Annotated in this window: 22 protein-coding genes; 7 read left to right on the forward strand and 15 right to left on the reverse strand. The window is 40.8% G+C overall.

Translation table 11 applies throughout. The features are described from left to right. Positions 1 to 27 precede the first annotated feature (27 nt). Positions 28 to 867: a PstS family phosphate ABC transporter substrate-binding protein gene (locus DBZ36_RS05885; RefSeq protein ID WP_120353984.1), complete on the reverse strand. Its 840-nt coding sequence runs from the start codon at positions 865 to 867 to the stop codon at positions 28 to 30. 299 nt (positions 868 to 1166) lie between these two features. On the opposite strand from DBZ36_RS05885, the gene DBZ36_RS05890 reads away from it, so the two are divergent. Beyond that, the gene (locus DBZ36_RS05890) at positions 1167 to 1847 is read left to right on the forward strand and encodes an SDR family oxidoreductase (protein WP_120353985.1); all 681 of its coding nucleotides are present in this window, start codon (positions 1167 to 1169) and stop codon (positions 1845 to 1847) included. 443 nt (positions 1848 to 2290) lie between these two features. Here the strand turns inward: DBZ36_RS05890 and DBZ36_RS05895 are convergent, their stop codons facing one another. Beyond that, positions 2291 to 2716 carry a tetratricopeptide repeat protein gene (locus DBZ36_RS05895; protein ID WP_120353986.1) on the reverse strand — a complete coding sequence of 142 codons (426 nt, stop codon included), beginning with the start codon at positions 2714 to 2716 and terminating at the stop codon, positions 2291 to 2293. A 137-nt stretch (positions 2717 to 2853) separates the two neighbouring features. Further along, complete coding sequence (locus tag DBZ36_RS05900) at positions 2854 to 3099, reverse strand: peptidase (RefSeq protein WP_120353987.1); 246 nt, start codon at positions 3097 to 3099, stop codon at positions 2854 to 2856. A 509-nt stretch (positions 3100 to 3608) separates the two neighbouring features. On the opposite strand from DBZ36_RS05900, the gene DBZ36_RS05905 reads away from it, so the two are divergent. Then, a complete protein-coding gene (locus tag DBZ36_RS05905) occupies positions 3609 to 4523 on the forward strand; it encodes a LysR family transcriptional regulator (RefSeq protein WP_120353988.1) in 915 nt (304 codons plus the stop codon). 72 nt (positions 4524 to 4595) lie between these two features. Here DBZ36_RS05905 and acuI read toward each other — a convergent pair whose 3' ends face one another. Both acuI and DBZ36_RS05915 read right to left on the reverse strand, forming a co-directional pair. Next, positions 4596 to 5576 carry an acrylyl-CoA reductase (NADPH) gene (gene acuI / locus DBZ36_RS05910; RefSeq protein WP_120353989.1) on the reverse strand — a complete coding sequence of 327 codons (981 nt, stop codon included), beginning with the start codon at positions 5574 to 5576 and terminating at the stop codon, positions 4596 to 4598. Positions 5577 to 5763: 187 nt separating this feature from the next. After that, entirely contained in the window at positions 5764 to 7266 is a 1503-nt protein-coding gene (locus DBZ36_RS05915; protein WP_120353990.1) for an arylsulfatase, read from the reverse strand. 469 nt (positions 7267 to 7735) lie between these two features. Between DBZ36_RS05915 and DBZ36_RS05920 the strand changes: the two genes are divergently transcribed. Further along, complete coding sequence (locus DBZ36_RS05920) at positions 7736 to 8497, forward strand: hypothetical protein (protein ID WP_120353991.1); 762 nt, start codon at positions 7736 to 7738, stop codon at positions 8495 to 8497. 25 nt (positions 8498 to 8522) lie between these two features. Here DBZ36_RS05920 and DBZ36_RS05925 read toward each other — a convergent pair whose 3' ends face one another. Both DBZ36_RS05925 and DBZ36_RS05930 read right to left on the reverse strand, forming a co-directional pair. After that, positions 8523 to 9113 (reverse strand): sugar O-acetyltransferase, encoded by a 591-nt coding sequence (locus DBZ36_RS05925; protein WP_120353992.1) that lies wholly within the window; start codon positions 9111 to 9113, stop codon positions 8523 to 8525. A 65-nt stretch (positions 9114 to 9178) separates the two neighbouring features. Beyond that, complete coding sequence (locus DBZ36_RS05930) at positions 9179 to 10210, reverse strand: acyltransferase (RefSeq protein ID WP_120353993.1); 1032 nt, start codon at positions 10208 to 10210, stop codon at positions 9179 to 9181. Positions 10211 to 11190: 980 nt separating this feature from the next. On the opposite strand from DBZ36_RS05930, the gene DBZ36_RS05940 reads away from it, so the two are divergent. Further along, positions 11191 to 11427, forward strand: coding sequence for an RNA recognition motif domain-containing protein (locus tag DBZ36_RS05940; protein WP_120353995.1), 237 nt, complete (start codon positions 11191 to 11193; stop codon positions 11425 to 11427). Between the two features lie 91 nt (positions 11428 to 11518). Here DBZ36_RS05940 and DBZ36_RS05945 read toward each other — a convergent pair whose 3' ends face one another. The 3 genes from DBZ36_RS05945 to DBZ36_RS05955 form a co-directional block, all read right to left on the reverse strand. Beyond that, positions 11519 to 13183, reverse strand: a complete 1665-nt coding sequence (locus DBZ36_RS05945) for a putative bifunctional diguanylate cyclase/phosphodiesterase (protein ID WP_120353996.1) — start codon at positions 13181 to 13183, stop codon at positions 11519 to 11521. A 294-nt stretch (positions 13184 to 13477) separates the two neighbouring features. Then, a complete protein-coding gene (locus DBZ36_RS05950) occupies positions 13478 to 13717 on the reverse strand; it encodes a hypothetical protein (protein WP_147394999.1) in 240 nt (79 codons plus the stop codon). Between the two features lie 194 nt (positions 13718 to 13911). Next, positions 13912 to 14106, reverse strand: a complete 195-nt coding sequence (locus DBZ36_RS05955) for a hypothetical protein (RefSeq protein WP_120353998.1) — start codon at positions 14104 to 14106, stop codon at positions 13912 to 13914. A 189-nt stretch (positions 14107 to 14295) separates the two neighbouring features. Here DBZ36_RS05955 and DBZ36_RS05960 point away from each other — a divergent pair, with 189 nt between their 5' ends. After that, positions 14296 to 15240, forward strand: coding sequence for a LysR family transcriptional regulator (locus tag DBZ36_RS05960; RefSeq protein ID WP_120353999.1), 945 nt, complete (start codon positions 14296 to 14298; stop codon positions 15238 to 15240). Positions 15241 to 15333: 93 nt separating this feature from the next. Here DBZ36_RS05960 and DBZ36_RS05965 read toward each other — a convergent pair whose 3' ends face one another. From DBZ36_RS05965 to DBZ36_RS05975, 3 genes are all read right to left on the reverse strand, one after another. Continuing rightward, positions 15334 to 16527, reverse strand: a complete 1194-nt coding sequence (locus DBZ36_RS05965; RefSeq protein ID WP_158589035.1) for a PQQ-dependent sugar dehydrogenase — start codon at positions 16525 to 16527, stop codon at positions 15334 to 15336. 125 nt (positions 16528 to 16652) lie between these two features. After that, complete coding sequence (locus DBZ36_RS05970; RefSeq protein ID WP_120354001.1) at positions 16653 to 17030, reverse strand: hypothetical protein; 378 nt, start codon at positions 17028 to 17030, stop codon at positions 16653 to 16655. 104 nt (positions 17031 to 17134) lie between these two features. Beyond that, complete coding sequence (locus DBZ36_RS05975) at positions 17135 to 18070, reverse strand: LysR family transcriptional regulator (protein ID WP_199711780.1); 936 nt, start codon at positions 18068 to 18070, stop codon at positions 17135 to 17137. A 73-nt stretch (positions 18071 to 18143) separates the two neighbouring features. Here DBZ36_RS05975 and DBZ36_RS05980 point away from each other — a divergent pair, with 73 nt between their 5' ends. After that, entirely contained in the window at positions 18144 to 18869 is a 726-nt protein-coding gene (locus DBZ36_RS05980) for an NAD(P)-binding oxidoreductase (protein ID WP_120354003.1), read from the forward strand. 57 nt (positions 18870 to 18926) lie between these two features. Here DBZ36_RS05980 and DBZ36_RS05985 read toward each other — a convergent pair whose 3' ends face one another. Next, a complete protein-coding gene (locus tag DBZ36_RS05985) occupies positions 18927 to 19457 on the reverse strand; it encodes a cytochrome b (RefSeq protein WP_120354004.1) in 531 nt (176 codons plus the stop codon). Positions 19458 to 19601: 144 nt separating this feature from the next. After that, complete coding sequence (locus DBZ36_RS05990; RefSeq protein WP_120354005.1) at positions 19602 to 20657, reverse strand: phospholipase D-like domain-containing protein; 1056 nt, start codon at positions 20655 to 20657, stop codon at positions 19602 to 19604. A 249-nt stretch (positions 20658 to 20906) separates the two neighbouring features. Between DBZ36_RS05990 and DBZ36_RS05995 the strand changes: the two genes are divergently transcribed. Next, entirely contained in the window at positions 20907 to 21668 is a 762-nt protein-coding gene (locus DBZ36_RS05995) for a GGDEF domain-containing protein (RefSeq protein ID WP_120354006.1), read from the forward strand. Positions 21669 to 21671 lie beyond the last annotated feature (3 nt).

Below are 21671 nucleotides of genomic sequence, written 5' to 3' on the forward strand. Positions count from 1 at the left end.
TTCTTGCGGCATAGGTAAGCAACATAGTTAAAGTACCAAGTTTCCGTTTTGTATCAGAATTGCTGCACCTTTTTCAGACCGAATGAAGTCAACGACATGTTGTACATTTGGGCTCAGAGTTTCGGGAAGAATAAGATAGAAGCGTTTTACTAAAGGATAGAGACCCGAATCAATTGTTTCTGGACTGGGCGTAACACCATCTAATGTTAAAGCTTTAAGCGTTCTATTTTCAGAAAGGAGAAGGGCTAAACTGGTGACCCCGAAGCTACCTGGCGTATTCTCAATTTTGTTTACCGTTTCTTGATCGGTAGATGCAAACAAAAGCCCTTCTCGCTCTTCAGCAAGCTCAACAGCTTGTTTCAGTGCAGGTGAGAGTGCTTTAAGCTGAACAGTGTTATCGTCACCGGCTTGCCGTATGATCGGTCTAACTAGCGAACCATCTTCCCAGTTAAGGGTTGTACCAGTGTAGATGTCAACGAGTTGCTTAGTGGTGATGCCATCAATATTACTAGCATTAGATACAGCAATAATAGTGGGTGTTCGCGCGTATTCTATGGCGATCATGCCTTTGCCTAACTCGGTTTCCTTCAAAGGGCGAGCACTCAAGCCAATTTCAATTGCTCCTTTGGGTATGGCTTTGATGGCGCCACTACTACCAATGCTAGGAAGCACCTGAACCTTGTTTGTGTCGTAGCTTTTGTTGTATGCGCTTGCGATAAGTTTCATGGTACCCAAGGCGTTACCGGTGCCGCCAATTTTGATGGTTTGCGCTTGGGTCGCGAGGCTCAGCAATAGCGCTATGAATAACACTATGCCTTGTAACAAGAATTTGTGTGATTGCTTAGGTATTTGGAATATCAAAATCATTCTCCTTGGTTGAAACAGGAATGCTACTTGCCTTGCTCCATTTTAGCTTAGCGCATCATGGGAATATTCTGTTAACTGAAATCAGTGCTTACAGCCACTAATTTCAAAGTACTTCTATTGTTAACTGTGACGATAATCCAACTGACGGAGGATGAGCATCAGTGCGACCCTACTCGTTTTTTAGTTTACTTCGTTGGTATCGGCTAACTAAGCAATTTGATTGATATGTGATGGACAGATGTCTGCTGCTTAAGCATCATGATTCATATAATAAAAACTATTCACCCTAAAGGTTCAATATGTATAAGACTATTTTAGTAACCGGAGCCACTAGTGGTATTGGTTTGGCACTAACTCATGAGTTATGTAATAAAGGCTTCACTGTATTGGCGTCTGGCAGAAACCTTGCACAACTTAATAAACTTCAACTAGAAACATCATGTTTTACGTTTCAAGCCGATCTGAGTGACCCAACGCAAGTTATTGACCTCTACAACTATGCTGAGCGTGAATTAAATGGCGTAGACGTGCTTATTAATAATGCTGGTATGAATTCAAGAAAATGTGGAATCGATGAATTCACCTTAGAAGAGTTTGACCAACAATACGCTATTAATTTACGCGCCCCAGCACTCTTGTGCAGAGAAGCGTTAAACGCTATGAAACCGCGCGGTTACGGATATATCATTAATGTATCGAGCACGGTTGCTAAAAGAGCTAACGAAACAATGAGCGTGTACACAGCAATGAAACAAGGATTGTCTGGGTTTAGTGGTATTCTAATGAAAGAAGCGCAAACGCATGGAATTAAAGTTTCAACCCTTTTCCCTGGTGGGACAGATACAAACTTTAGAGAAGCTACACGTCCAGATTACATGCAGCCCTCAAGTGTCGCAACAACTATAACTACGCTTCTCAGCCTGCCCCAAGACGTGATCGTTCACGAAATGACCTTTAGACCCTCAGTAGAACTTGAATAACTACAGTGTAAACGGTCACACCTAGACAGCTAGCTGGTTTGTACCTTAAGACATAGTGGTCTCAAGGTACAGACTTACAAGGTTTAGCTGCCAAACAACTTAATTAGCAACGATACTAGTATAGAGACCAAATTGCCCTTGAATCACCAAGCAATAGATCTCCATCACCACCAATTTCATTATCTGATTAACCAAAATCTAATCGGATAGAAATAAACGCATTGGTTAAGTTTTTTTCTATCGCAGCCACTAATAATGCGATCTCAAGCTACAAGTTCAGTAACATTTACCAAAGAAGCCAATGCACTACGACTTGAGTCCTTAGATGACTCTTTAGCTGTATTGACCGAGCCTGAAGTGATTCCTGGCGGGTAGTCGTTCACAAATTTATTTGTCAAAGGTCTGGTGCAACTACAACAGGCCTGTTTAGCGTTAAGTAGCCGCTAGTTTGTCGCCAGAGTTTCAATAAGTGTGTCTATTTCTCGCTTTAAAACTTTATCACTAAGCTTAGACGCACTCGCTTTTGCCTTTTTAAGGCTCTCCATTGCTGCACTCGATTGTCCCAATTCAACTTGCATTGTTGCCATAGAGTAAGCAATTGACGCCATATACTCTTTTGAGTTCACCGCTATCGCCTTATTTAATGCCTTTTGATAGCCCGCTATTGCCTCTGCGTAATCTTCTGTGAAGTCAGCAAGGGTTTCCCATTGTACAGGGTGGTCTTTATTGGTGTTTTCGTTTTCGAGACATATCGCCTTTAACTCTAGGTAAAAGCCATCAAACGCAACTTGATTTTCAGCTTGGGCGGCGTCCATAAGCTTACTTGCAAGATCTTGAACAGCTTGGAAAGTATTGGAATCGGAACTCATTTTGTAACTTACCTATGATTTATAAATATGATGTTGGACAAAGCATAACTGCTTTATGGCGAGTGTGATGCTAATTGTAGCATTGTATGCCGTGGTATAAACCAAAGACATAGCGCTAACCATTAAAGCTAAGTTTCTTAGGCGCCCATTAAATAGCGGGCTATGCCGTAGACATACAGTATAGAAAAAATGATATTGATGTACTTTAGCTGCCGCTCAGTGCGAAGCCACGCGCAGTAAATCCATATTAAACAAAAAGGCAGGCTGACAAACATCGTAAATGGATACCAGTTTTGCACGATAGCAATAGTGCTTAATATCCCAAGTGCCAATGCAAACCATTTCAGTTCCTGTTCATAGTTAGCTAGGGTGTTTAATGTCATTCAATTTTCCTTGGACGGCATGGATGATGATACAGACGTAAAATCAACAGCTTGATTTCGCGAAGTCATGCATAAAATATGTTTATTAACTAGTTTGGCATATTAATGGTTTGCACTAATTTCAATCATTCGCTGAACAAAACAGTCCAGTACACATTGATGTGCAATAAATGCCTAATATAAGTTGTGTGAAGCGTGGTTTGTATATATCTAACGGGCTAAGAAGTGCATTATAATAGGCACTGCTATTGTGTTCGATATGGTCTTATTAGCGGGATATCGGCGTAACCATAAGGTTTACGATATTTTCAAAAGACTTTACTCCTTTATAGGTGTTTTAGCAATTAACAATATTAGCCTATCGATAAAACCTCAATACGATCTAGTTCGTAATAAGCAATGTTTAGAATTAAAAGGCTTAGAATATTGTTGCTATCAGCACTGCATCTTATGCTTTCGATGTATAATCAACATCAATGGTGTCAGCCTAGGTACAGAGAGTATTTGTAATGGAACTAGAAGAGATCTATCGTCAAGATTTGAGTTTACTAATTGCATTACAGATTTTGATAGAAGAAAGTAGTGTCAGCAAGGCTGCAAAACGTCTGCATCTTAGCCAATCAGCAACCAGTCGTATCCTTTCTAGGTTGCGCGAAATGCTAGATGACCCACTATTTTCTAGAGTTGGACAGCAGTTAGTTCCAACAGAATTCGCACTTGAGTGCTACCAACAACTGCGCCAACCAACAGGTCAAATTATTGACCTGCTCACACCAAAAGAATTTGTACCAGCCCACTGTAAACAACGGTTTTCGATCGCGGTTACTGACTACGCAATGCAAGCACTAGTCCCTTACATTTTGCCGCACATTTATCAGCAAGCGCCGAATATAAGATTAGAGATAGTCCCTGTTCAACACAATGAATTGCAAGAGCAGCTGAGTGTGAAAGGGGCAGATATTGCAGTTTGTCGTGCAATTGGGGTAACTGACAATTTGCTACATAGCTTTTTGGGTAAAGTTGGGGTTGGTTGTTTGGTGTCTCCAAATCACCCTCTTGCAGATAAACCAATTAGCTTAGATGACTACTTAGTCTATCCTCATGCAACGATTGCAATTAGTGACGGGGTAAAAGCATTGCTTGATGATGCAATTAGCCAATATCCAGCGCGGACAGAACTGTTGCGTACACCACTATTAGAAAGTGCTATTGCATTGCAATCAATTAACCCGTTGATCATCACCTTGCCCGAGGGCATGGCTGAAATTGCAGCAAAACGCCATGGTCTACTATGCAAACCCCTACCCTTTGCCCTGCCTAGCTTAGATTACAATATGTTTTGGCATACGCGGACCGAGCACGATAAGTCACACCGCTGGCTTAGAAACTTAGTCAGTAAGACAACACAAGCATTGCTGCTTTAGGCACAAAAGTTGTGCTTGATTGAAAAATAACGAGAAAGCCCCGCAAGCCACTACCTAGGGGGCAAACCCTTGTTATAGTTTAACTAATACACGACCGGTTACTTCGCCTTTGATTATGCGCTGGGCAAATTCAGGAACTTGCTCTAAGCTTATCGTTTCGCAAGCTTGCTGATAGTAGGTTTCTGGCAACAAGCTAATCACGTCATTCCAAGCCGCACGTCGTTTTTCAAAAGGACATGATACAGAATCGATACCTAATAAACTTACGTTTCGTAGGATAAAAGGCATCACGGTTGTCGGCAATGCGAAACCACCAGCTAAACCGCATATTGCAGCACTTCCACCATATTTCATTTGAGACAATGCAGTAGCTAATACTTTATTCCCAACCGTATCTACCATCCCTGCCCAGCGTTGTTTGTCTAGAGGTCTTGCATCAATGTCGAGTTCACTTCGGTCTATCACTTCTGCTGCACCCAAACGTTTAAGTAAATCACCATTTTGAGAGACACGACCTGAACTAGCTACAACCGTATATCCCAATTTGTTTAACAGGGTTACGGCAACTGAACCTACCCCGCCGCTAGCACCAGTGACTAAGATATCACCATCACTAGGTTGTACATTTGCATTTTGTAGGGCTTGAACACATAACATCGCAGTTAAACCAGCGGTTCCAATTTGCATCGCTTTAGCTGCATCACAATGTTGAGGCATAGGCACGAGCCAATCGGCTTTAACACGGGCTTTCTGAGCTAAACCTCCCCAATGATTTTCGCCAACACCCCAACCGGTTAAAATAACCTGATCACCAGCTTGGTAACGCTCATCTTGAGACTCAATAACTCTGCCAGCAAAATCAATTCCTGGAACCATAGGAAAATTTCGGATGATTTTACCCAATCCGGTAACGGCAAGACCATCTTTATAGTTCAGTGACGAGCATTCCACCTCGACCAATACTTCACCCTGTGGTAAATCAGATTCTTGTAGTTGAGTAACTGATGCAAAGGTTTGTTTGTTTTCTTGAGTTAAAACGAGCGCATTAAACATATGTTTGTCCTAATTGGTTTTAATGAAAGCATACTAAACCATCTTAATAGATGTACGAAGTGCATTATTTGCATTGTCACTATGCACACAATTCATAGCTGTATAAAACAGTTGCTCGTATTTGAGCTGAATTTGGAATTATTAAAAAAAAACGCCCATCATGGGCGTTTTAGAACTTAGCTTTTGGTTAGTTACCGACACCACCAACATTATCAACGGCTTGGGCTGAACTAAGTACTGGCCACTCAACAAAAGTTGCTAAATGCTGTTGCACAGCAGCTTGAGCAGGACCAAAGGCCCACATTTTTTCTCCCATCCATTTCATATACATGCCGGATTCGTCCGCTGCTCTTTCATAAGGATCGCGACGCAAATTAAACAGTAGTGGTGCATTGAGCTCTTCTTTAGCGCCACTCCAACCATTGTTTTGAACAACAAAATGCGCCTTCCAATCCCCAACCCTTACCGCTTGAAGTTTATCGCGTTCGTAGTAAAAGATTTCGTTTCGCGCCGACTCGCCATCTTGACTAAGCATCTGCATTTGGTTATATCCATCTAAATGCGCTTTAAAGCCTTCGTGCCCATCTAACATTTTTTGTTTCAGGTCACTAGGGCCGCCTGCTGCAGCGACCAAGGTTGGCAACCAGTCCATTCCATCAAATATACCGTTGTTAACACTTCCAGCTGGGATAGTTCCCGGCCAACTAACTAAAGCTGGCGCTCGAACCCCACCTTCCCACGTGGTACCTTTCTCACCGTGGAAAGGTGTCATGCCACCGTCGGGCCACGTCATGATCTCGGGACCATTATCAGCGGTAAACATCACAATAGTATTGTCAGCAACGCCCAATTCTTCCAACTTAGCCAACATTTCCCCCACATGATCATCGAGATCTTTCATTACAACTTCTTGTAAGCCCCAACTATTAGTACCAAGCATTGCTTCATACTTAGGTGACAAATGCGTCCAAACATGGCCTCGTGAAGGACAATACCAAGTAAAAAACGGGGTATTTGAAGCAACTGCTCGCTCTATAAAATCAATCGCATGTTTATTAACTTCGTCATCCAAAGTTCGCATACGTTCAATAGTTAAAGGACCGTCATCAGCAATCGTTTGACCGCCAGATCCGTCGGCTTTAGCATGAATGACATTTCTCGGTGCAAAAGGTTTTATTGAATCACCTTTGGGCCAATCGGGATCCTCGGCATATTCCATTGCATTTAGATGATAAAGCCAACCCCAATACTCGTCGAATCCATGCATGGTAGGTAAAAACTCATCCCTATCCCCCAAGTGATTTTTCCCGAATTGACCGGTGACGTATCCTTGAGTTTTCAACAGCTCGGGTAAAGTTGGCGTGTCAGGATGGAGTCCAACAGGGCCGCCAGGTAAGCCTACCGTATGCATGCCAGTTCGTACTGGTATTTGCCCTGTCAAAAAGGCACTACGACCTGCAGTGCAAGAAGGCTGAGCATAGTAGTCGGTAAGCAGCATTCCTTTTTCTGCGATGCTATCGATATTTGGCGTGTGGCTACTCATTACCCCGTTATGATAGGCACTCAAATTTGAAATACCTATGTCGTCAGTGAAGATGACAAAGATGTTTGGTTGTTCGGTTTTAGCTGTCGATACCGACGACCAAAAACTAACGAGTGTCAGCAAACAAAGAACACAAATCCTTTTCATTCGAACATTCCTATTTTGAAGTACGTATTTCAAGCTATTAATAGCTATCGACAACAATAAAGCTCTGTTGTGCGAAAACTCGGTTTATGTGCTCATCATCGATAACACAAATATATTTATATTGAGATCATCTGCTTATCGAAAGCACAACTAATAAAGAAAGATCCTTTGATGTAGTTAATTAGTGTTTAAAATTTGTAAAAATGCGCCGATGTTAATCGAGTACAAATTAAATCACCCTGTGCAGTTACGTAGCGTGATCAGAACTAGACTAGTAAATTCAAAGGACCATTTATTTACGAAACAGCGCAATTAGCAAGCACAGTGTCTAGCCTAGCTTATGATTACGTTAATTCAAACCAATACTAAACCTGCGTTACATACGAGCCTTATGACTCTGGATTTATGCAGATCCTTGACTACGCTTAACATTAGAAGTTTTCGTTTTGTTCGATCTTAGGAGTTTGACATGCCACATAAAGGTACATTTGCGACACTAGTTTTGGTATCCGGTCTTACAGGCGCTCCTAGTCTGGTCTCTGCTTCAACTCTTCCGATGAGCAACTGGGAGCATAGTTTTGAACTTTACGCTTTGGCCTTAAACATCGAAGGTGACAGTGCCTTGGGTCCGCTATCACCAACAATCGATGTAGATACTCGTTTTATTATGGATAATTTCGATAAAGGTTTGATGTTTCGACTAGAAGGAATTCGTAACAACACGTGGGGGTACTATTTTGACTATAGCTTTATGGACCTTAGTGCTAAAACATCGGGACCAGGCAACTTGGTTACAGGTGGATTTAAATTAAGACAAGGCGTGCTCGAGGCAAAAGGATTTAAACGTTATGACTATGGATACGCAAGCATTGATTATATGCTCGGATTGCGTTGGTGGGACAACGACATTGAAACAAGCTTAAACGGCCCTGCAGCAGGAGCAGGATTGAGTAGAGAGATAAAAGAAGACTGGCTTGATTTTGTTATTGGCGTACGCTGGATACGTCCACTTAGCGATAGCTGGAATTTTTATATCTACGGAGATGCTGGACTCGGCAAAGATACCAACTCCACATATGCTCTACAAACGGGCTTCCGTTATGAAATGAACGATTGGTCAGACATTAATCTCAGCTACAAATCTACTTGGGTAGATTATGACAATAAAGATAACTTTGCATACGATACAAAGTCCCACGGATTTCTGATTGGGCTAGGGTTAAAATTTTAAGCTATCAGAGCAATAATCACCGCTCCTAAAAGCGTTTATTTTTATGATAGTAAGTTTTATCATGCTCGTTAATGTTTCGTTGAACTTTGCATGGGTTGCCATAGGCAACTACATTTGCGGGAATATCTTTGGTGACAATACTACCCGCACCAATTACAGTATTCTCGCCGATGTTTACTCCTGGTAGCACTACCGAATTAGCACCAATCCAAACGTTGTTAGCTATAGTAATTGGTAAATTAAATTGAGCGACTTGTTCCCGCATTTGAGGATCAATAGGATGCCCCGCGGTGGCCAGAGTAACGTTTGGCCCAATCATAACGAAATCACCAATATAGATATGTGTATCGTCAACTAAAGTTAAATTGAAATTAGCATAAACGTTTTTGCCCAAGTGAGTGTGGATCCCCCAATTTGCATGCAAGGGTGGCTCGATATAACAATTTTCGCCAACAGTCGCAAAGATCTGGTTCAGCAAGTTTTGGCGTTTAGTCGATTCGCTAGGCCGAGTTACATTAAAGTCATACAGAACCTCATGGCAAGGCGTTTGTGCCGCTTCTATTTCTGGACTATGGAAGTATATGCCTTGGCCATGTAGCTTAGTTTTATAACTCATCTTTACCCCTCATTGCTTGGATAGACCTAAAATCTAACATTCTTAATAGAATCAATAAAAACTAGTTATTTACGACGTACGACAATAAAAGCCAAAGGAGAACGTTCAAGCAATCTAGCTAAAACGTAAGAAATGCTCAGCGCTCCAATAAATACCAAGGCATCTTTTAACAATCCCTGCCAGCCTAAAATACCTGCAAGATTAAACATTAGTATGACAACCAGTAAATGTATGAGATATATTGCAAGCGACCAACTCGCAAGGTGTTGGACCCACCGAGTATTCCCAATTTTCGGGTTAGCTAAAAACCACAAAAACATACCGCTAGCCCACAACGCCGTACCGAACAAATAGTCATTCATGTTAAAGACCTGGCCAAAATCATGCAAAAAAGCGGCTTCACTGAAATGAATAATCATACCAAGCGCAGCAAGTATAATTGCTTGGTAAGATTGAATGCGAACGTTTTTTACTCGAAGTTCAAGTCCGATGGCAACCATTAACAGACTAAAAAATGGGCCGTTTCGAGTAAAGAATGGCGGTTCTATTTCGGTTATAACCTGATAGCTGCCAGCAAGAACCCCGTAAATATAAAGCGCTAACGCGATTGGTAGCAATAGACGCAAGTAGCCAGTAACGATAGCAAAGGCACATAAAAATACGGCTATGACGAGTGAAGGTATAAACCAAAGGTGCACTAATCCGCCTTCTAATAAACTATTTAGGGGCGTTAATAATAGAAAGTTCCAGTAGCCGCTGCGTTCAGCAAAGTAGCCGTGCTCGACCACACTCGCCATGTTAAACGGCATCAATAATGCTATTACACTCCATACAAGCCAAAACATCATCAGTGGCGAACAATACTGCTTGGCAGTTTGCCAAGGATTTTCTAAAAGCTTAGGTGCAATCAAATATCCAGATATAATAAAGAATAACGGGACTGCAAACCGGGCAAGCTGATTCACAATGTAGCTTAACCATGGTTCATTTCCGATATGCCCGAATGTGAGAAAAACTTGAGAATGAATAACGACGATTGCAACAATAGCGACTACTCGTGCCAATTCAAGACTTGCTATTTTATTTGGCGATGACATGTATGTTTTCTTCAGTAAAATCAGACGACGGATTAATTTCTGAAACCTTAAAAACATAGGATTCAGACAATTCGGTCAAAAGATAAAATCTACAATGAGCATAGAAGATAGTTCTTTAGACTGGTCAACGCAACATATACAGGCGTTTACGCCTTAATGTGTGCTTATAGTCACAATTTATTCGGTGTATACCTTAACTGTAAAACAAAGACCTGCAACCTATACAGCTTGCCGACATCAACGACTACTTAAAATGAATGTCGTTGTATTCAGTAACTTCATGGGTGCAATCGTTTTGCAGTGGTCAAACTTCTCGCTTCCCGTGTACATTAAAATGAAAATAGCCATCGCGAACGAAAGCTTGGCCGCAATGAATATGATTGACCCTTGCTTCTATACTACCGCTTACAAACAACTCTGTGTCATTTGGCACATCAACACTTCCAAAAATGCGCATGTAATTAAACTCATCACTGATTACTTTTTCTTGATAGCCGCTTGCTACAAGTCTTTTAGCGACTTTGGTGATTACAATCGCCCCATGCTTAACTAAATTGTAATTGTCTAGCCACTGTAAGCTTAGTTTGTGTTGTCCAATGATTTACTAAGAAATACATTGGTCTCTTTTTGATAGTTCGATACCGTGCTGAGCAAAAGCAGCTATGCTGAAAGTAAGTAAGCCAAAATATAATTGCTTAAACAGCCGCAAAACAGTCCATTTATTAGTCAATTCCTGCAAACTTAACTGTGAATATAATCTTTATATAAGCTAAGTAATAAAGACAATATTATGCGATACGTAACGATAAAGATCGCTCTATTTGAAACATCACATATTAGGTGCTAAACGGCATATCCTTCTTAGAATAAGGTTACCCGATACCTTTTGCTGTATATGAACACCGAAAAAAAAACTAGGCTTGGTAAATGCAAAGATTCCTGTGATAATCCCCGCTCATTTACCTAATCAATGGCCTACCATGAAATTATTAGTACGCAACCTAGCCCGCACAACGTCTGAGCAAGAAATCCGAGTGCTTTTCTCTGAGTTTGGTGACGTAACCGACTGCAATTTAGTCCTCGACCAAGAAACAGGCCTTTCCAAAGGGTTTGCTTTTGTAGAAATGCCAGATGAAACAGAAGCAAAATCTGCCTTAGCTGGTCTTAATCTTACACTGGTAGCTGAAAGTAAAATCCGCGTCAAAAAAAGCGACTAACGTTGTGAATTGATACAAATAATCCTGTAAAACGAATCAGAATTATCAGTATAGGCACGAGTGAGTATAAGGTTGTGGAGTATTAAACTGGCTAACACAAACGTTCAGGACTTGAGAGCAATGGCGTAAAACTTGCGCCACCCTTGTTGTCTTTCTTTTTACCTAAACGTTGCACTCTAGGAGTATGATTCCAAGTACTAAGCCAAGATTCGAAATCATTAGCGCTTAAGGCTTTAGAATATATAAACCCTTGTGCTAATTCACAACCAAGTTCAAGAAGTTTTTCCTGCTGCGCATAGCTTTCCACACCTTCGGCGATAACCGGTAAATCGAAAGTCCTGGCTAGGCTTATAATACCTTTGACCATACGGAGATCGTTTGGATCGTCCAGCATGTCACGCACAAAACTGCGATCAATTTTAATGAGTTGTGATGGTAAACTTTGTAAATAAGTCAAGGATGAGTAACCTGTCCCAAAGTCGTCTAAAGCAAACCCAACACCCAGTGTTAAGCATTCGCCGATAGTCGCTGCGACGCCATTGAGATCCTCTAAAGATCCTGTTTCTGTTATTTCGAGCTGGAGTTTGTTAGCAGCTACATCAGGGAACTGGTTTAAAAAAGATTGCAGTCTTTCAACAAAATTGCCTTGTTGAATATGTAGTGCCGAAATATTTACACTAACTTTAATTTGATGCCCAGCTTTTGACCAATGATGAATTTGAGATAAAGCATTTTCGATAACCCATTCACCTAGTTTAATACTTAAGCTGTGGTCCTCTACAACATGTAAAAACTGATTAGGTCCAAGTAAACCACGCTCTGGGTGCTGCCAACGGACTAAGGCCTCAGCGCCAACCAACAGACCAGTAGTCATGTTAATTTGCGGTTGATAATGCAAGTGTAGTTCATGGCGATCTACAGCCAACTCAATACGTTTTCGATACGAATGCAACTCGCTTAGCTGGCGAGCATTCTCTGTGTCATAGATCGAATAGCAATTTTTTCCGGTGATTTTTGCTTGATAAAGAGCTTGATCCGCTTGGCGGATCAGCTGGTCAGCGGCTAAGGCATTTTTTGGGTCTAAGGGATAAAATGTTATCCCGATACTAGCAGTTACATTGATATGAAACCCATCCATTAGGATAGGTTCTGAACAACAGTCCAATAAACGTTGAGCAATCGATAGACTGGAATCTTCTAGACTTGAATCCCATAAAACTGCGGCAAACTCATCACCGCTTAAGCGAGCGATGGTGTCTTGTGTTTTGATGACAGCTCTAAATCTATCGGCAAGTACGCATAGAATTCTATTACCTATGCTAGTACCTAACTCATCATTGATTAACTTAAAATCATCTAAGTCAATCACCATTAAACTGATTTGACTATCCACACGACTAGTACTGGATTGGGCAATATTCAAACGGTCTTCGAGCAGAACTCTGTTGGGTAAACCGGTAAGGGCATCATGTGTCGATTGTTGAGCTAATTGATGTTCTCGTTTTAAACGAAGGTTCATTTCTCTTACTGATTGCGTCCATCGTTTGATGACTAGCCATACTAAAAATATAGGCGACATTAGAAGGATAATAATAATCTCATCTAGCTCCCAGTTTTCATGGCTTCGGCTAAAATTGTAAAGATACTCAAAGGCTTCAAAGTAGGAAAACGATAGACCCAATAAAACTATGCCTATAATCGCAAACAGACATTCGCGAATCTCTAAACTATTTGAACGTTTTAAAAGGCTTATCAAACTCTCATTCCTTGAGTGATTGTAGCTATATGTTTTGAGCAAACTATTATTGAGTTAATTTAGCTTATGCTCAACAAATTAATCGTTATCATCATAGACCGCGACGCAGTTGATTAAAAATCAAGTTGACTAAGACTATAATGGTCTTTGAGTTGGCACAAGGGATTGTGATTAAAAACTTTAACATTATCCGTTACATAGGCTCTCACTAACAACTATCTAGCCGAGGTATTCTTACCTATTCCACAAATGTATTCGAACAGATATGTTTAAAAATACATCAATTCAATTGCCTTAAAGTATAATAAATACAAAGCGGATCGACACCATAATCACTATAACGCTCAAAGCTAAAACTAATAGTAAAACCATTCTTTGTCCAATGGCTGCTAGTTTAGCTTTAAACCTTAGAAATACATTTTGATGGCGGATGTTTGCTGGAGCAGGTGTCTCAAGAATAGTTACTGCGACAAATAACAGTAATGACCACAACACAATCAGTACAGAAATGATTAGTACGTGTTGTTGAGTCACTGGATTGTCTATACCGAACAAACCGTAAGCAGCTACAAGCAATGCAAAACAGCTAAGACATAGCAAAACCAGCTTAAATGGGCTTAGCTTAACTGCAAGTAGATGTAGTTTATTAACAGTTGTTGGTTGTATAGGTCACCTTCGTTAATGCTGGTTAACTCTGAGAATCCGAGTCAAAATCGCATAATAAGTTGTTAGTCGGCAGGGGTTTTCACCTCTTGGTAGCACCCTTCGATTGTAACACCTTCACTGGAATCGCTGGTGCGTCTATTTACAACCAACGCATATATAAATGTTAGTACTAAGACTGGAACAGTGATCAGAAAACCTAGAATTAAGCTTGCAACTGCAATACTGGTTGCTACGACTATAGAAAATATGTTTCTCATGGCTGTGTATCCTCTGATTAATTAGACTCAGCTTATACCAATCCATATTGCTAGATCATTGCACCAAGATTAAATTTAGTTAATCTAAGGCTGAGTCGGTGAAAACAATCCTAACTCAAACAAACATCGACTAGTTTTGTGCACTACCATGACGAGAATAGCTGTCTTTTTGCCATCTTTGGAGCCCTCATGTCAAAAACTAAACAACTTCAACTTTTCGCAGATGTTGTCCAACAAGGCTCATTTACTAAGGCTGCGGCGCTGCATGGACTAGATAACTCAGCCTTGTCAAAACAAATTAAAAACTTGGAGAAAAGTTTAGGCGTACAGTTATTAAATCGCTCAACACGTAGCTTTTCGCTTACAGAGCCGGGTCAAAGTATATTGCAAGAAACCAAAAAGATGTTGTATTCCTTAGAGCAAATACACCATATCGCTGAAAACTACCAAGCACAACCACAGGGTATGTTACGAATAACATGTCCACATTTTTTTGGTCAACATATACAAGCCGTAATTTCTGATTTTATGAAAACTTATCCTGGTGCTGGGGTCACATTATCGCTAACCGACATTAAAGAAGATATCATTGCTGACCGCTTCGATATCGCTTTTAGACTGGGCAAACTCCAAGACTCAAATTTAATCGCTAAGAAGATTGCCCCAACTCAATTTGCGTTAATCGCATCGGAAAAATTCATCAAACAAAATGGCATGCCAAATTCTCCTAAACACTTGGTTGAGTTACCGGCAATCATCTATAACAATTCAGATGTCATTCTTGATCAGTTCAAAATGAGTGAATCTGCAGGTAGCAATGTTATTAAGTCGTATCGTATGCAAGGTCGATATCGGGTTGGAGATGTTAGGGCTATGATAGCTGCGGTAGTAGACGGATTAGGCTATTCATTAATTGACCTGTCAAATTTGGAGTCTTCGATTGACCAGTTAGGCCTTGTGGCGCTATTGACGGACCATACTTTATCCACGATGGATACTGGTATATATGCGCTTTACCCTCATCGTATTCAAACTCCCTTAGTGAGCGTATTCCTAAAACTGTTAGTTGCGCATATTGGTGCTCCACCTTATTGGCAATCCTATGTACCCGATTATCAAAACATGTACCAATAAGCAGATCGTTAAGTAACTTATCTGTATCGACTAGTTGCTAGCAATTTTCTCTAAGAAAACACTTAGCTCAACGAGGTTTGTTTGGCTTTATTATCACAAGCGGCCTTGAGGACTTAGTTTATATAATCCCCCACTGTCAGTTCCTATATAAATGAACCCTTTCGGACCGGTCGAGACTGAGCGTATCCGCTGGCCAAACCCATTGAGTAACCGTTCTTCTGATATAGGGAAACCTTGTTCGTCCATGACAATACGATTTAAGTGTTGAAGCTTTAGCGCTCCTGAAAACAAATCACCTGCCCATTGTTCAAATACATGACTTTGATAGACCATTAACGAACCGGGTGCAATTGAGGGAGTATAAATCTTTATAGGACTTTCAATTCCTTCGGCTGTCTCTGATTCTCCAACCGCTACGGGTCCCCAGTATTCTTTACCGTGAGACGTTGTTGGCCACCCGTAGTTGCTACCCGCTTGAATTAAATTTAGCTCGTCGCCTCCGCGTGGACCGTGCTCAATTGCCCACAATCGCTTAAAGCGCAAATCAAAAGCCAAGCCTTGTGGATTTCGGTGTCCGTAGCTAAAGATTGCCGAGTTAACCTTTGTTTGAGCTACAAATGGATTATTACTCGGTATGCCGCCATCAAGACTTAAACGTAAAATAGCTGCGGCTTGGTTACTAAGATCTTGACCGTTACTTCGAACGCCACGGTCACCAATACTCATATATAAGTGGCCTTGCGTATCAAATGCTACGCGACTTCCAAAATGGCGGTTTGTGCCACTAGACGCGTCACTAGTCAGTAGTTTTTCCCAATTTTTCTGATGTATATTATCGCTCTCATCGACTACAAATTGAGTTCTAGCTAAGCTAGTAACGCCCTGCCCCTTAAGCGCTTCAACATATGTTAAGTAAAACCATTGCTTGGGCCCTTTAACGATGTCGAGCAATCCTGCTTGGCCTTTAGACCAAACCTGTATCGGGAGATCGATGGTTTGGGTTCGGACAATATGTTCAAGATTGGTGTCAAATGTAAGACATAACAAACGACCCTTGCGCAGTGTCACTAGCAAATTGGTCTCATCTAACCAGCTTTGTGCCCAAATTACGCCTGATAACTGCTCTAATTCACGAAGCACCAGTTGGTATTCTTGGCTGTTTTCTTGCCAAACTATTGGCGCAGCAGGGAGATCCTCGTTCGCATCAACCAGCACGGTTATACATAAAGACACCAAGAGCACGCCCAGTAGTACGAGTCTTTTACTGTTTGCTAAACCAATAAACATAGCTATCCTCATCTGCATCTATAACTTGTTCTATGATTTTAGTATGGATCATTTTCGAAGCGCAGTTTCAGATATCCCGAAGCTGCATCTACCTATTGCAAAAAAGTAGCCTTACTTTAGGATGGTCACCGACCGGTTAAGATATATTGTTCGTCTTTCACGAGTAACAACGAATAGGTACAAAATCCAACACCGATAAAGCTAATTAAGAAAAGGGTAAAGTAGTCTTTTTTGCTCACTTGAAGGGATTCTGGCCATTGAGAGCGGTCTCCGCCATATTCCTTACTAAGTATCTGTTGTCCAAAATCGCTGTTCCGCGCTCCAGAAAGCCGTATTGAACTGAAATAATCAAAGGCTATCGAAGCCATCCCAAATAATAAAAGTGCGAATCCCGCCCGCTCACCATCTTGTTCGAACATTGAGGGGGCTAGCACTATGGTCACAAAAGCACACAGTAGAATTAAAATACTTACACTTAGTATTGCGGCTGATTTTCTATTCATTTACATATAGTCCTAGAATTTTAAGTCGTAAATATGCTATTTGATCGAATCGATTACAAGATAATTGAATTAAATTCGCTTACACCATTTCAGCTAATGTAAGATTATTCTTGGCCAGTAAAATAATGACTTAACTCGTTAGCGATAAAATTGAACACTCGTTTAATTTTTGCGTTATGCTGCATATCTTCATGACATACTATCCATATTGGTAGGCATATCAAGCTACCAGAGTCGCAAAACACAGCTTGTAGTTCGGGCTCTTGCGCAGCCATATCTTGCGCTAAGTAAACCAAACCTAATCCTCGCTTGCATAATTGGATTTGCATCGCTTGATTAGCAGTAATCGTTTTGAAATTATCAGAATTGACCTTTATGTTTTTTACTAGCAGTTGTTCTTCTATAATTTTACTCTGATCAAAAGCAATAATTTGCAAAGCGTCCAATGGGGCTTTGTTATTGAGCTCCAAATTGTAATCGAGAGCATATTGAGTACTCGCATACAAACCAATCTCCTCTTCTCCCAATTTACGAGCTACTAATTGACCTTGTGATGGCCTAAAACTTCGAATAGCAATGTCTGCTTCGCGACGTTTTAGATCGCTTGTTAAGTTTGATACAACGATTTCCAATGTTATACCCGGCTCTGCTAATCTCAGCTTTGAAATTATAGGCGGCATGCGGTAAATGGCGTCTAGTTCGCAAACAGAGATGACTACAGTACCAACTAGACTTTCAGATTGTCCTGATGCAGCTAATGAGAATGCATATGCTGACTCACCCATCTGATGAGCATGTTTATATAGTTGTAAACCGCTGGAGGTCAATTCAAGTCCGTGAACGCTACGTGAAAACAAGCTAATACCCAGTTCTTTTTCAAAGGAAGCAACCTGACGACTAAGCGTAGCTTGGCTACTATTTAAGGTTTTTGCTGCCGCTGAAAATGAACCCGTTTCGGCACATTGCAGAAACGCTTTTGTTTTATTCCAATCAAGGCTTAATCCATCCCATTCCATACGAATATGTATACCTTTATGCACAATTAGCTTCTTAATCTAACATTAAAGTATAGGTATAGTCTGCTTACAATTATTAATGAAAGGTTATTTGTAGATGAGAACTTTAATTGTCGGCGCTAGTGGCGCAACTGGCAGTCGCTTAATTAACGCCATGCTTACCAAACAACAAGCAATACGAATAGTGATCCGTCCAAGTAGTATTGTTAAAACACACATACTAGATAATCCATTAGTAGATGTAGTTTATGGAGAGGTTTTACGATTTAACGAACAACAAATGACGTCCTTAGTGCGCGGTTGCGATGCAATTGTTAGTTGCCTTGGACACAATATGACGTTCAAAGGTATGTACGGAGGTCCTCGTCAGCTAGTGACCGATAGCTGCGCGGCTTTGGTAAAAGCCGTAGAACTATTGAAACCACAAAAAAGCGTTAAATTTGTGCTTATGAACACCAGCGGAAACCGTAATAAACTTGCTGGGGAGACTGTGAGTTTGGCGCACCGCTTGATGATAGCTGTGATCCGCAAATTGGTCCCCCCGCATGCCGACAATGAAAATGCCGCAAACTACTTGCAAGCCAATTTAGGTATACAGAATAACTATATACAGTGGGTTGTTGTAAGGCCGGATTCACTAACGGATGAAGACAGTGTTAGTCCATATGAGCTGTATGAGAGTCCGGTTCGCGACGCATTGTTTGACGCTGGTAAAACGAGCAGAATTAATGTAGCAAACTTTATGTATCGTTTAATTAATGAGCCTGAATTATGGCAGAAGTGGAAGTTTCAGATGCCACTTATATATAATGCGGGACAATAAAAATCGATCCCACTCCTAGCTCAGTGAATCAAGTACAGAGTGGGATATATAAATAACTTACGGAACACGACCCAGCATGCGACTAATCATGCCGTCTTTATCTACGAATTGGTGCTTTAAAGCAGCCAAAACATGAAGCACCAATACGGCAATAATGACATTGATAGATGAATGGTGGATCCAACTACCTATACTTGCCAGTGTTTCCGACTTTTCACCACCCGATAAAAGTACAAGACCAAAAAACTCGGTTGCCCTGCCCCCTGCGATATTCATGATTAAACCAGAAACAGGCATAAGTAGTGTTGCAACAAGTAACAGACCATGTACTGCACTGGCGCTTATTTCTTGCCAACGAGGCAAAGCAGACAGTGCACTAAGCTTGCCTTCTTTCAAACGCCAGACTACTCGAACTGCAGCGACAACCAAAACTAACAGTCCAAGTGACTTATGGATGGCTAAAAGCTCAAATTTTTCCGGAGTTCTTGGCAAATCACTAATATAAAGTCCCATTCCTAACACCGCCAAGAAGGTCAATGCAGTTAACCAATGCAAAGCGATGGTAGGTTTACTTAACTTGGTACTCATTCTTTTTATCTCTTAATGTTAATTGACGTAATACTGCCCAAACATGTTGTGATTAACTAGCCCTGAACATGTAAAACTATGTAAAACGAGCCCGGATTACAGCAATAACATAGCTAAACAATCTATTTTCCACCTAGATAACAATTAGCGAGAGTTCTCGGCTTTTATTCGATCAATCTCACATCGTACATACTTGGCTAACGCTCCTTGAGCACGTTGTTGCAGTGGATTCTTTGTTTCTAGATCGCCAAGTACGATGATGTTTTCATCGTTTAAACGATTAGCAGGCCCGGTGTAATTAAACGAACCAGCAATCACAACGCTGTCATCGATGACCATTAGTTTGTGATGTAGTTTTCCTATGCCCTTGTGATGTCCAGCTGCATATAAATGAGCACCTTGCTGTTCTAAACGCTTTAGTGGTGCCCATTTTTGCGCGCCTGCTGCAGCATCAAATACCCCATTAATACTTATCCCTAAGTTTAATAATGCGTACATAGTGTCATCTATACCGGATGATTTTGAGAAAGTGAAGATTGCAAAGTCGATACGTTTTTTTGCTTTTAACATTTGCTTCATAATCTCCATTTCGGGGCTATGTTCCGGTGCAAACAGAACTTTTATCGAGATATCAGATACTAACCGCCTTTTTGGAATGGGGTCATGGCTTAGCATGTTACTGCCAAAACGACCTTTTTGTATTTCAGAAAACTCCTTTCGATAAATTTTAGCGATAACTGAATCGTGAACAATAACAATGTGGTTAAGATTTTTATCGGTACCCGTTAACGTAAAGTTTGTAGAGCCCGTGAGCACAGATTGGCTATCGCGCACAATAAATTTTTGATGAAATATGTGCGGATTATAGTCACTTTTAATATCTATATTGGCGCGCAATAAAGCGTCATGGATCAAACGGTTCTCTTCGTTTGACGACCGGTTAGGAACAGACCAAGGAGTCTTGGATTGGACGCTAGAACGCAGGTAATGCTGCTCGATGACTAAACGAACTCGAACTTTTCGTCGCTTAGCTTCTATGACTGCTTGCGCAATGTTTCTGTTTTCTAGTTCTTGGACTGCGATATCTAGGCTTTTATGGGCTAAATTAATAAAATCCACGATAACTTTTTCAAGATTATCGAGAGCACCAGCACGCTGTGGACCTGCGTAGAACTCAATGTCTCCGTGTTTGATAGCCATGTCAGTGCCTTCAAAAGTTATCTATTTTGAGTATAGATCACTCCGTGAAACCTGCTTGCATTGCTTTATCATTGATTTACATCTCAATTGACTAAGCAATAGCCAAAAAAGTCCTACGAAAGTACTTCATAGTAAGCTAATATTAATACAAATAGATGCGAAGTTTGCATTCTCTTTGGCTTGTAAGCACTAAAGCTGTTTGAATGAAAGTTTGTAGGACGATAGATTTAAGGACGCATTCACAGCCATATGATCCCCAGTTCACTACTAAAATATACCCGCTTAAGACTGATCATTCTCATCACATCGGTCGCAATCTTATTGTCGGTATTAATCACCTATATCATCACCATAATTTTGGCAGATGGATTTTCGTTAATCACTTTTTCCAGCGCTATAATCGTTCCACTTCTAATTTCGCCAGTTCTAACATGGTATATCGTAGGTCTTATGTTGCAAGTTCAAAAACTGGAGCAAGAACAACGTTACCTAGCAAGTTACGATATGCTCACTAAACTTCATACGCGACGGACATTTTTAGAGTTGTTTGAAGAAAAGTTCGATGCATGTGCCAATGATTACAGTTGTGTATCTTTTGCCTACATCGATATTGATAATTTTAAAGCGATTAATAGTGAGTATGGTCATAGCGGTGGCGATGAAGTCCTAAAACAGTTTGGGGACTTATTGAGAGCTTCTATACGCAGCGTTGATATCTCTGGTCGAATCGGTGGCGAAGAATTTGCCATCGTTCTACCGCACACTAGTGGCGATTCGATTCTAACTGTATTGGAACGCTTAGTAGATAACACTCATGCAAGCAGCGTTCAATTTGGCTCAGCAAATATTCAGTATACGATCAGCATTGGCTATTCAACCTATCAATATGGGGATATTACAAACAGCAAACAGCTTGTCAATCGTGCAGACCAAGCTTTATTGTTGGCCAAAAATCTCGGCAAAAACCAGGTACAACAATACCGTAAAAACACTAACTCCCACACAAGCTAAACT

Source organism: Alginatibacterium sediminis, assembly GCF_003610775.1.
In the GTDB taxonomy this organism is placed as follows: Bacteria; Pseudomonadota; Gammaproteobacteria; order Enterobacterales; family Celerinatantimonadaceae; genus Alginatibacterium; species Alginatibacterium sediminis.

What these genes read in the sequence shown, in the direction of transcription:
- DBZ36_RS05990 (WP_120354005.1), bottom strand. Translation starts at nt 20,657, where the DNA reads ATGGCTATCAAACACGGAGACATTGAGTTCTACGCAGGTCCACAGCGT.
- DBZ36_RS05930 (WP_120353993.1), bottom strand. Translation starts at nt 10,210, where the DNA reads ATGTCATCGCCAAATAAAATAGCAAGTCTTGAATTGGCACGAGTAGTC.
- DBZ36_RS05995 (WP_120354006.1), top strand. Translation starts at nt 20,907, where the DNA reads ATGATCCCCAGTTCACTACTAAAATATACCCGCTTAAGACTGATCATT.
- DBZ36_RS05940 (WP_120353995.1), top strand. Translation starts at nt 11,191, where the DNA reads ATGAAATTATTAGTACGCAACCTAGCCCGCACAACGTCTGAGCAAGAA.
- DBZ36_RS05985 (WP_120354004.1), bottom strand. Translation starts at nt 19,457, where the DNA reads ATGAGTACCAAGTTAAGTAAACCTACCATCGCTTTGCATTGGTTAACT.
- acuI (WP_120353989.1), bottom strand. Translation starts at nt 5,576, where the DNA reads ATGTTTAATGCGCTCGTTTTAACTCAAGAAAACAAACAAACCTTTGCA.
- DBZ36_RS05970 (WP_120354001.1), bottom strand. Translation starts at nt 17,030, where the DNA reads ATGAATAGAAAATCAGCCGCAATACTAAGTGTAAGTATTTTAATTCTA.
- DBZ36_RS05960 (WP_120353999.1), top strand. Translation starts at nt 14,296, where the DNA reads ATGTCAAAAACTAAACAACTTCAACTTTTCGCAGATGTTGTCCAACAA.
- DBZ36_RS05890 (WP_120353985.1), top strand. Translation starts at nt 1,167, where the DNA reads ATGTATAAGACTATTTTAGTAACCGGAGCCACTAGTGGTATTGGTTTG.
- DBZ36_RS05980 (WP_120354003.1), top strand. Translation starts at nt 18,144, where the DNA reads ATGAGAACTTTAATTGTCGGCGCTAGTGGCGCAACTGGCAGTCGCTTA.
- DBZ36_RS05925 (WP_120353992.1), bottom strand. Translation starts at nt 9,113, where the DNA reads ATGAGTTATAAAACTAAGCTACATGGCCAAGGCATATACTTCCATAGT.
- DBZ36_RS05885 (WP_120353984.1), bottom strand. Translation starts at nt 867, where the DNA reads ATGATTTTGATATTCCAAATACCTAAGCAATCACACAAATTCTTGTTA.
- DBZ36_RS05920 (WP_120353991.1), top strand. Translation starts at nt 7,736, where the DNA reads ATGCCACATAAAGGTACATTTGCGACACTAGTTTTGGTATCCGGTCTT.
- DBZ36_RS05905 (WP_120353988.1), top strand. Translation starts at nt 3,609, where the DNA reads ATGGAACTAGAAGAGATCTATCGTCAAGATTTGAGTTTACTAATTGCA.
- DBZ36_RS05900 (WP_120353987.1), bottom strand. Translation starts at nt 3,099, where the DNA reads ATGACATTAAACACCCTAGCTAACTATGAACAGGAACTGAAATGGTTT.
- DBZ36_RS05955 (WP_120353998.1), bottom strand. Translation starts at nt 14,106, where the DNA reads ATGAGAAACATATTTTCTATAGTCGTAGCAACCAGTATTGCAGTTGCA.
- DBZ36_RS05895 (WP_120353986.1), bottom strand. Translation starts at nt 2,716, where the DNA reads ATGAGTTCCGATTCCAATACTTTCCAAGCTGTTCAAGATCTTGCAAGT.
- DBZ36_RS05915 (WP_120353990.1), bottom strand. Translation starts at nt 7,266, where the DNA reads ATGAAAAGGATTTGTGTTCTTTGTTTGCTGACACTCGTTAGTTTTTGG.
- DBZ36_RS05965 (WP_158589035.1), bottom strand. Translation starts at nt 16,527, where the DNA reads ATGTTTATTGGTTTAGCAAACAGTAAAAGACTCGTACTACTGGGCGTG.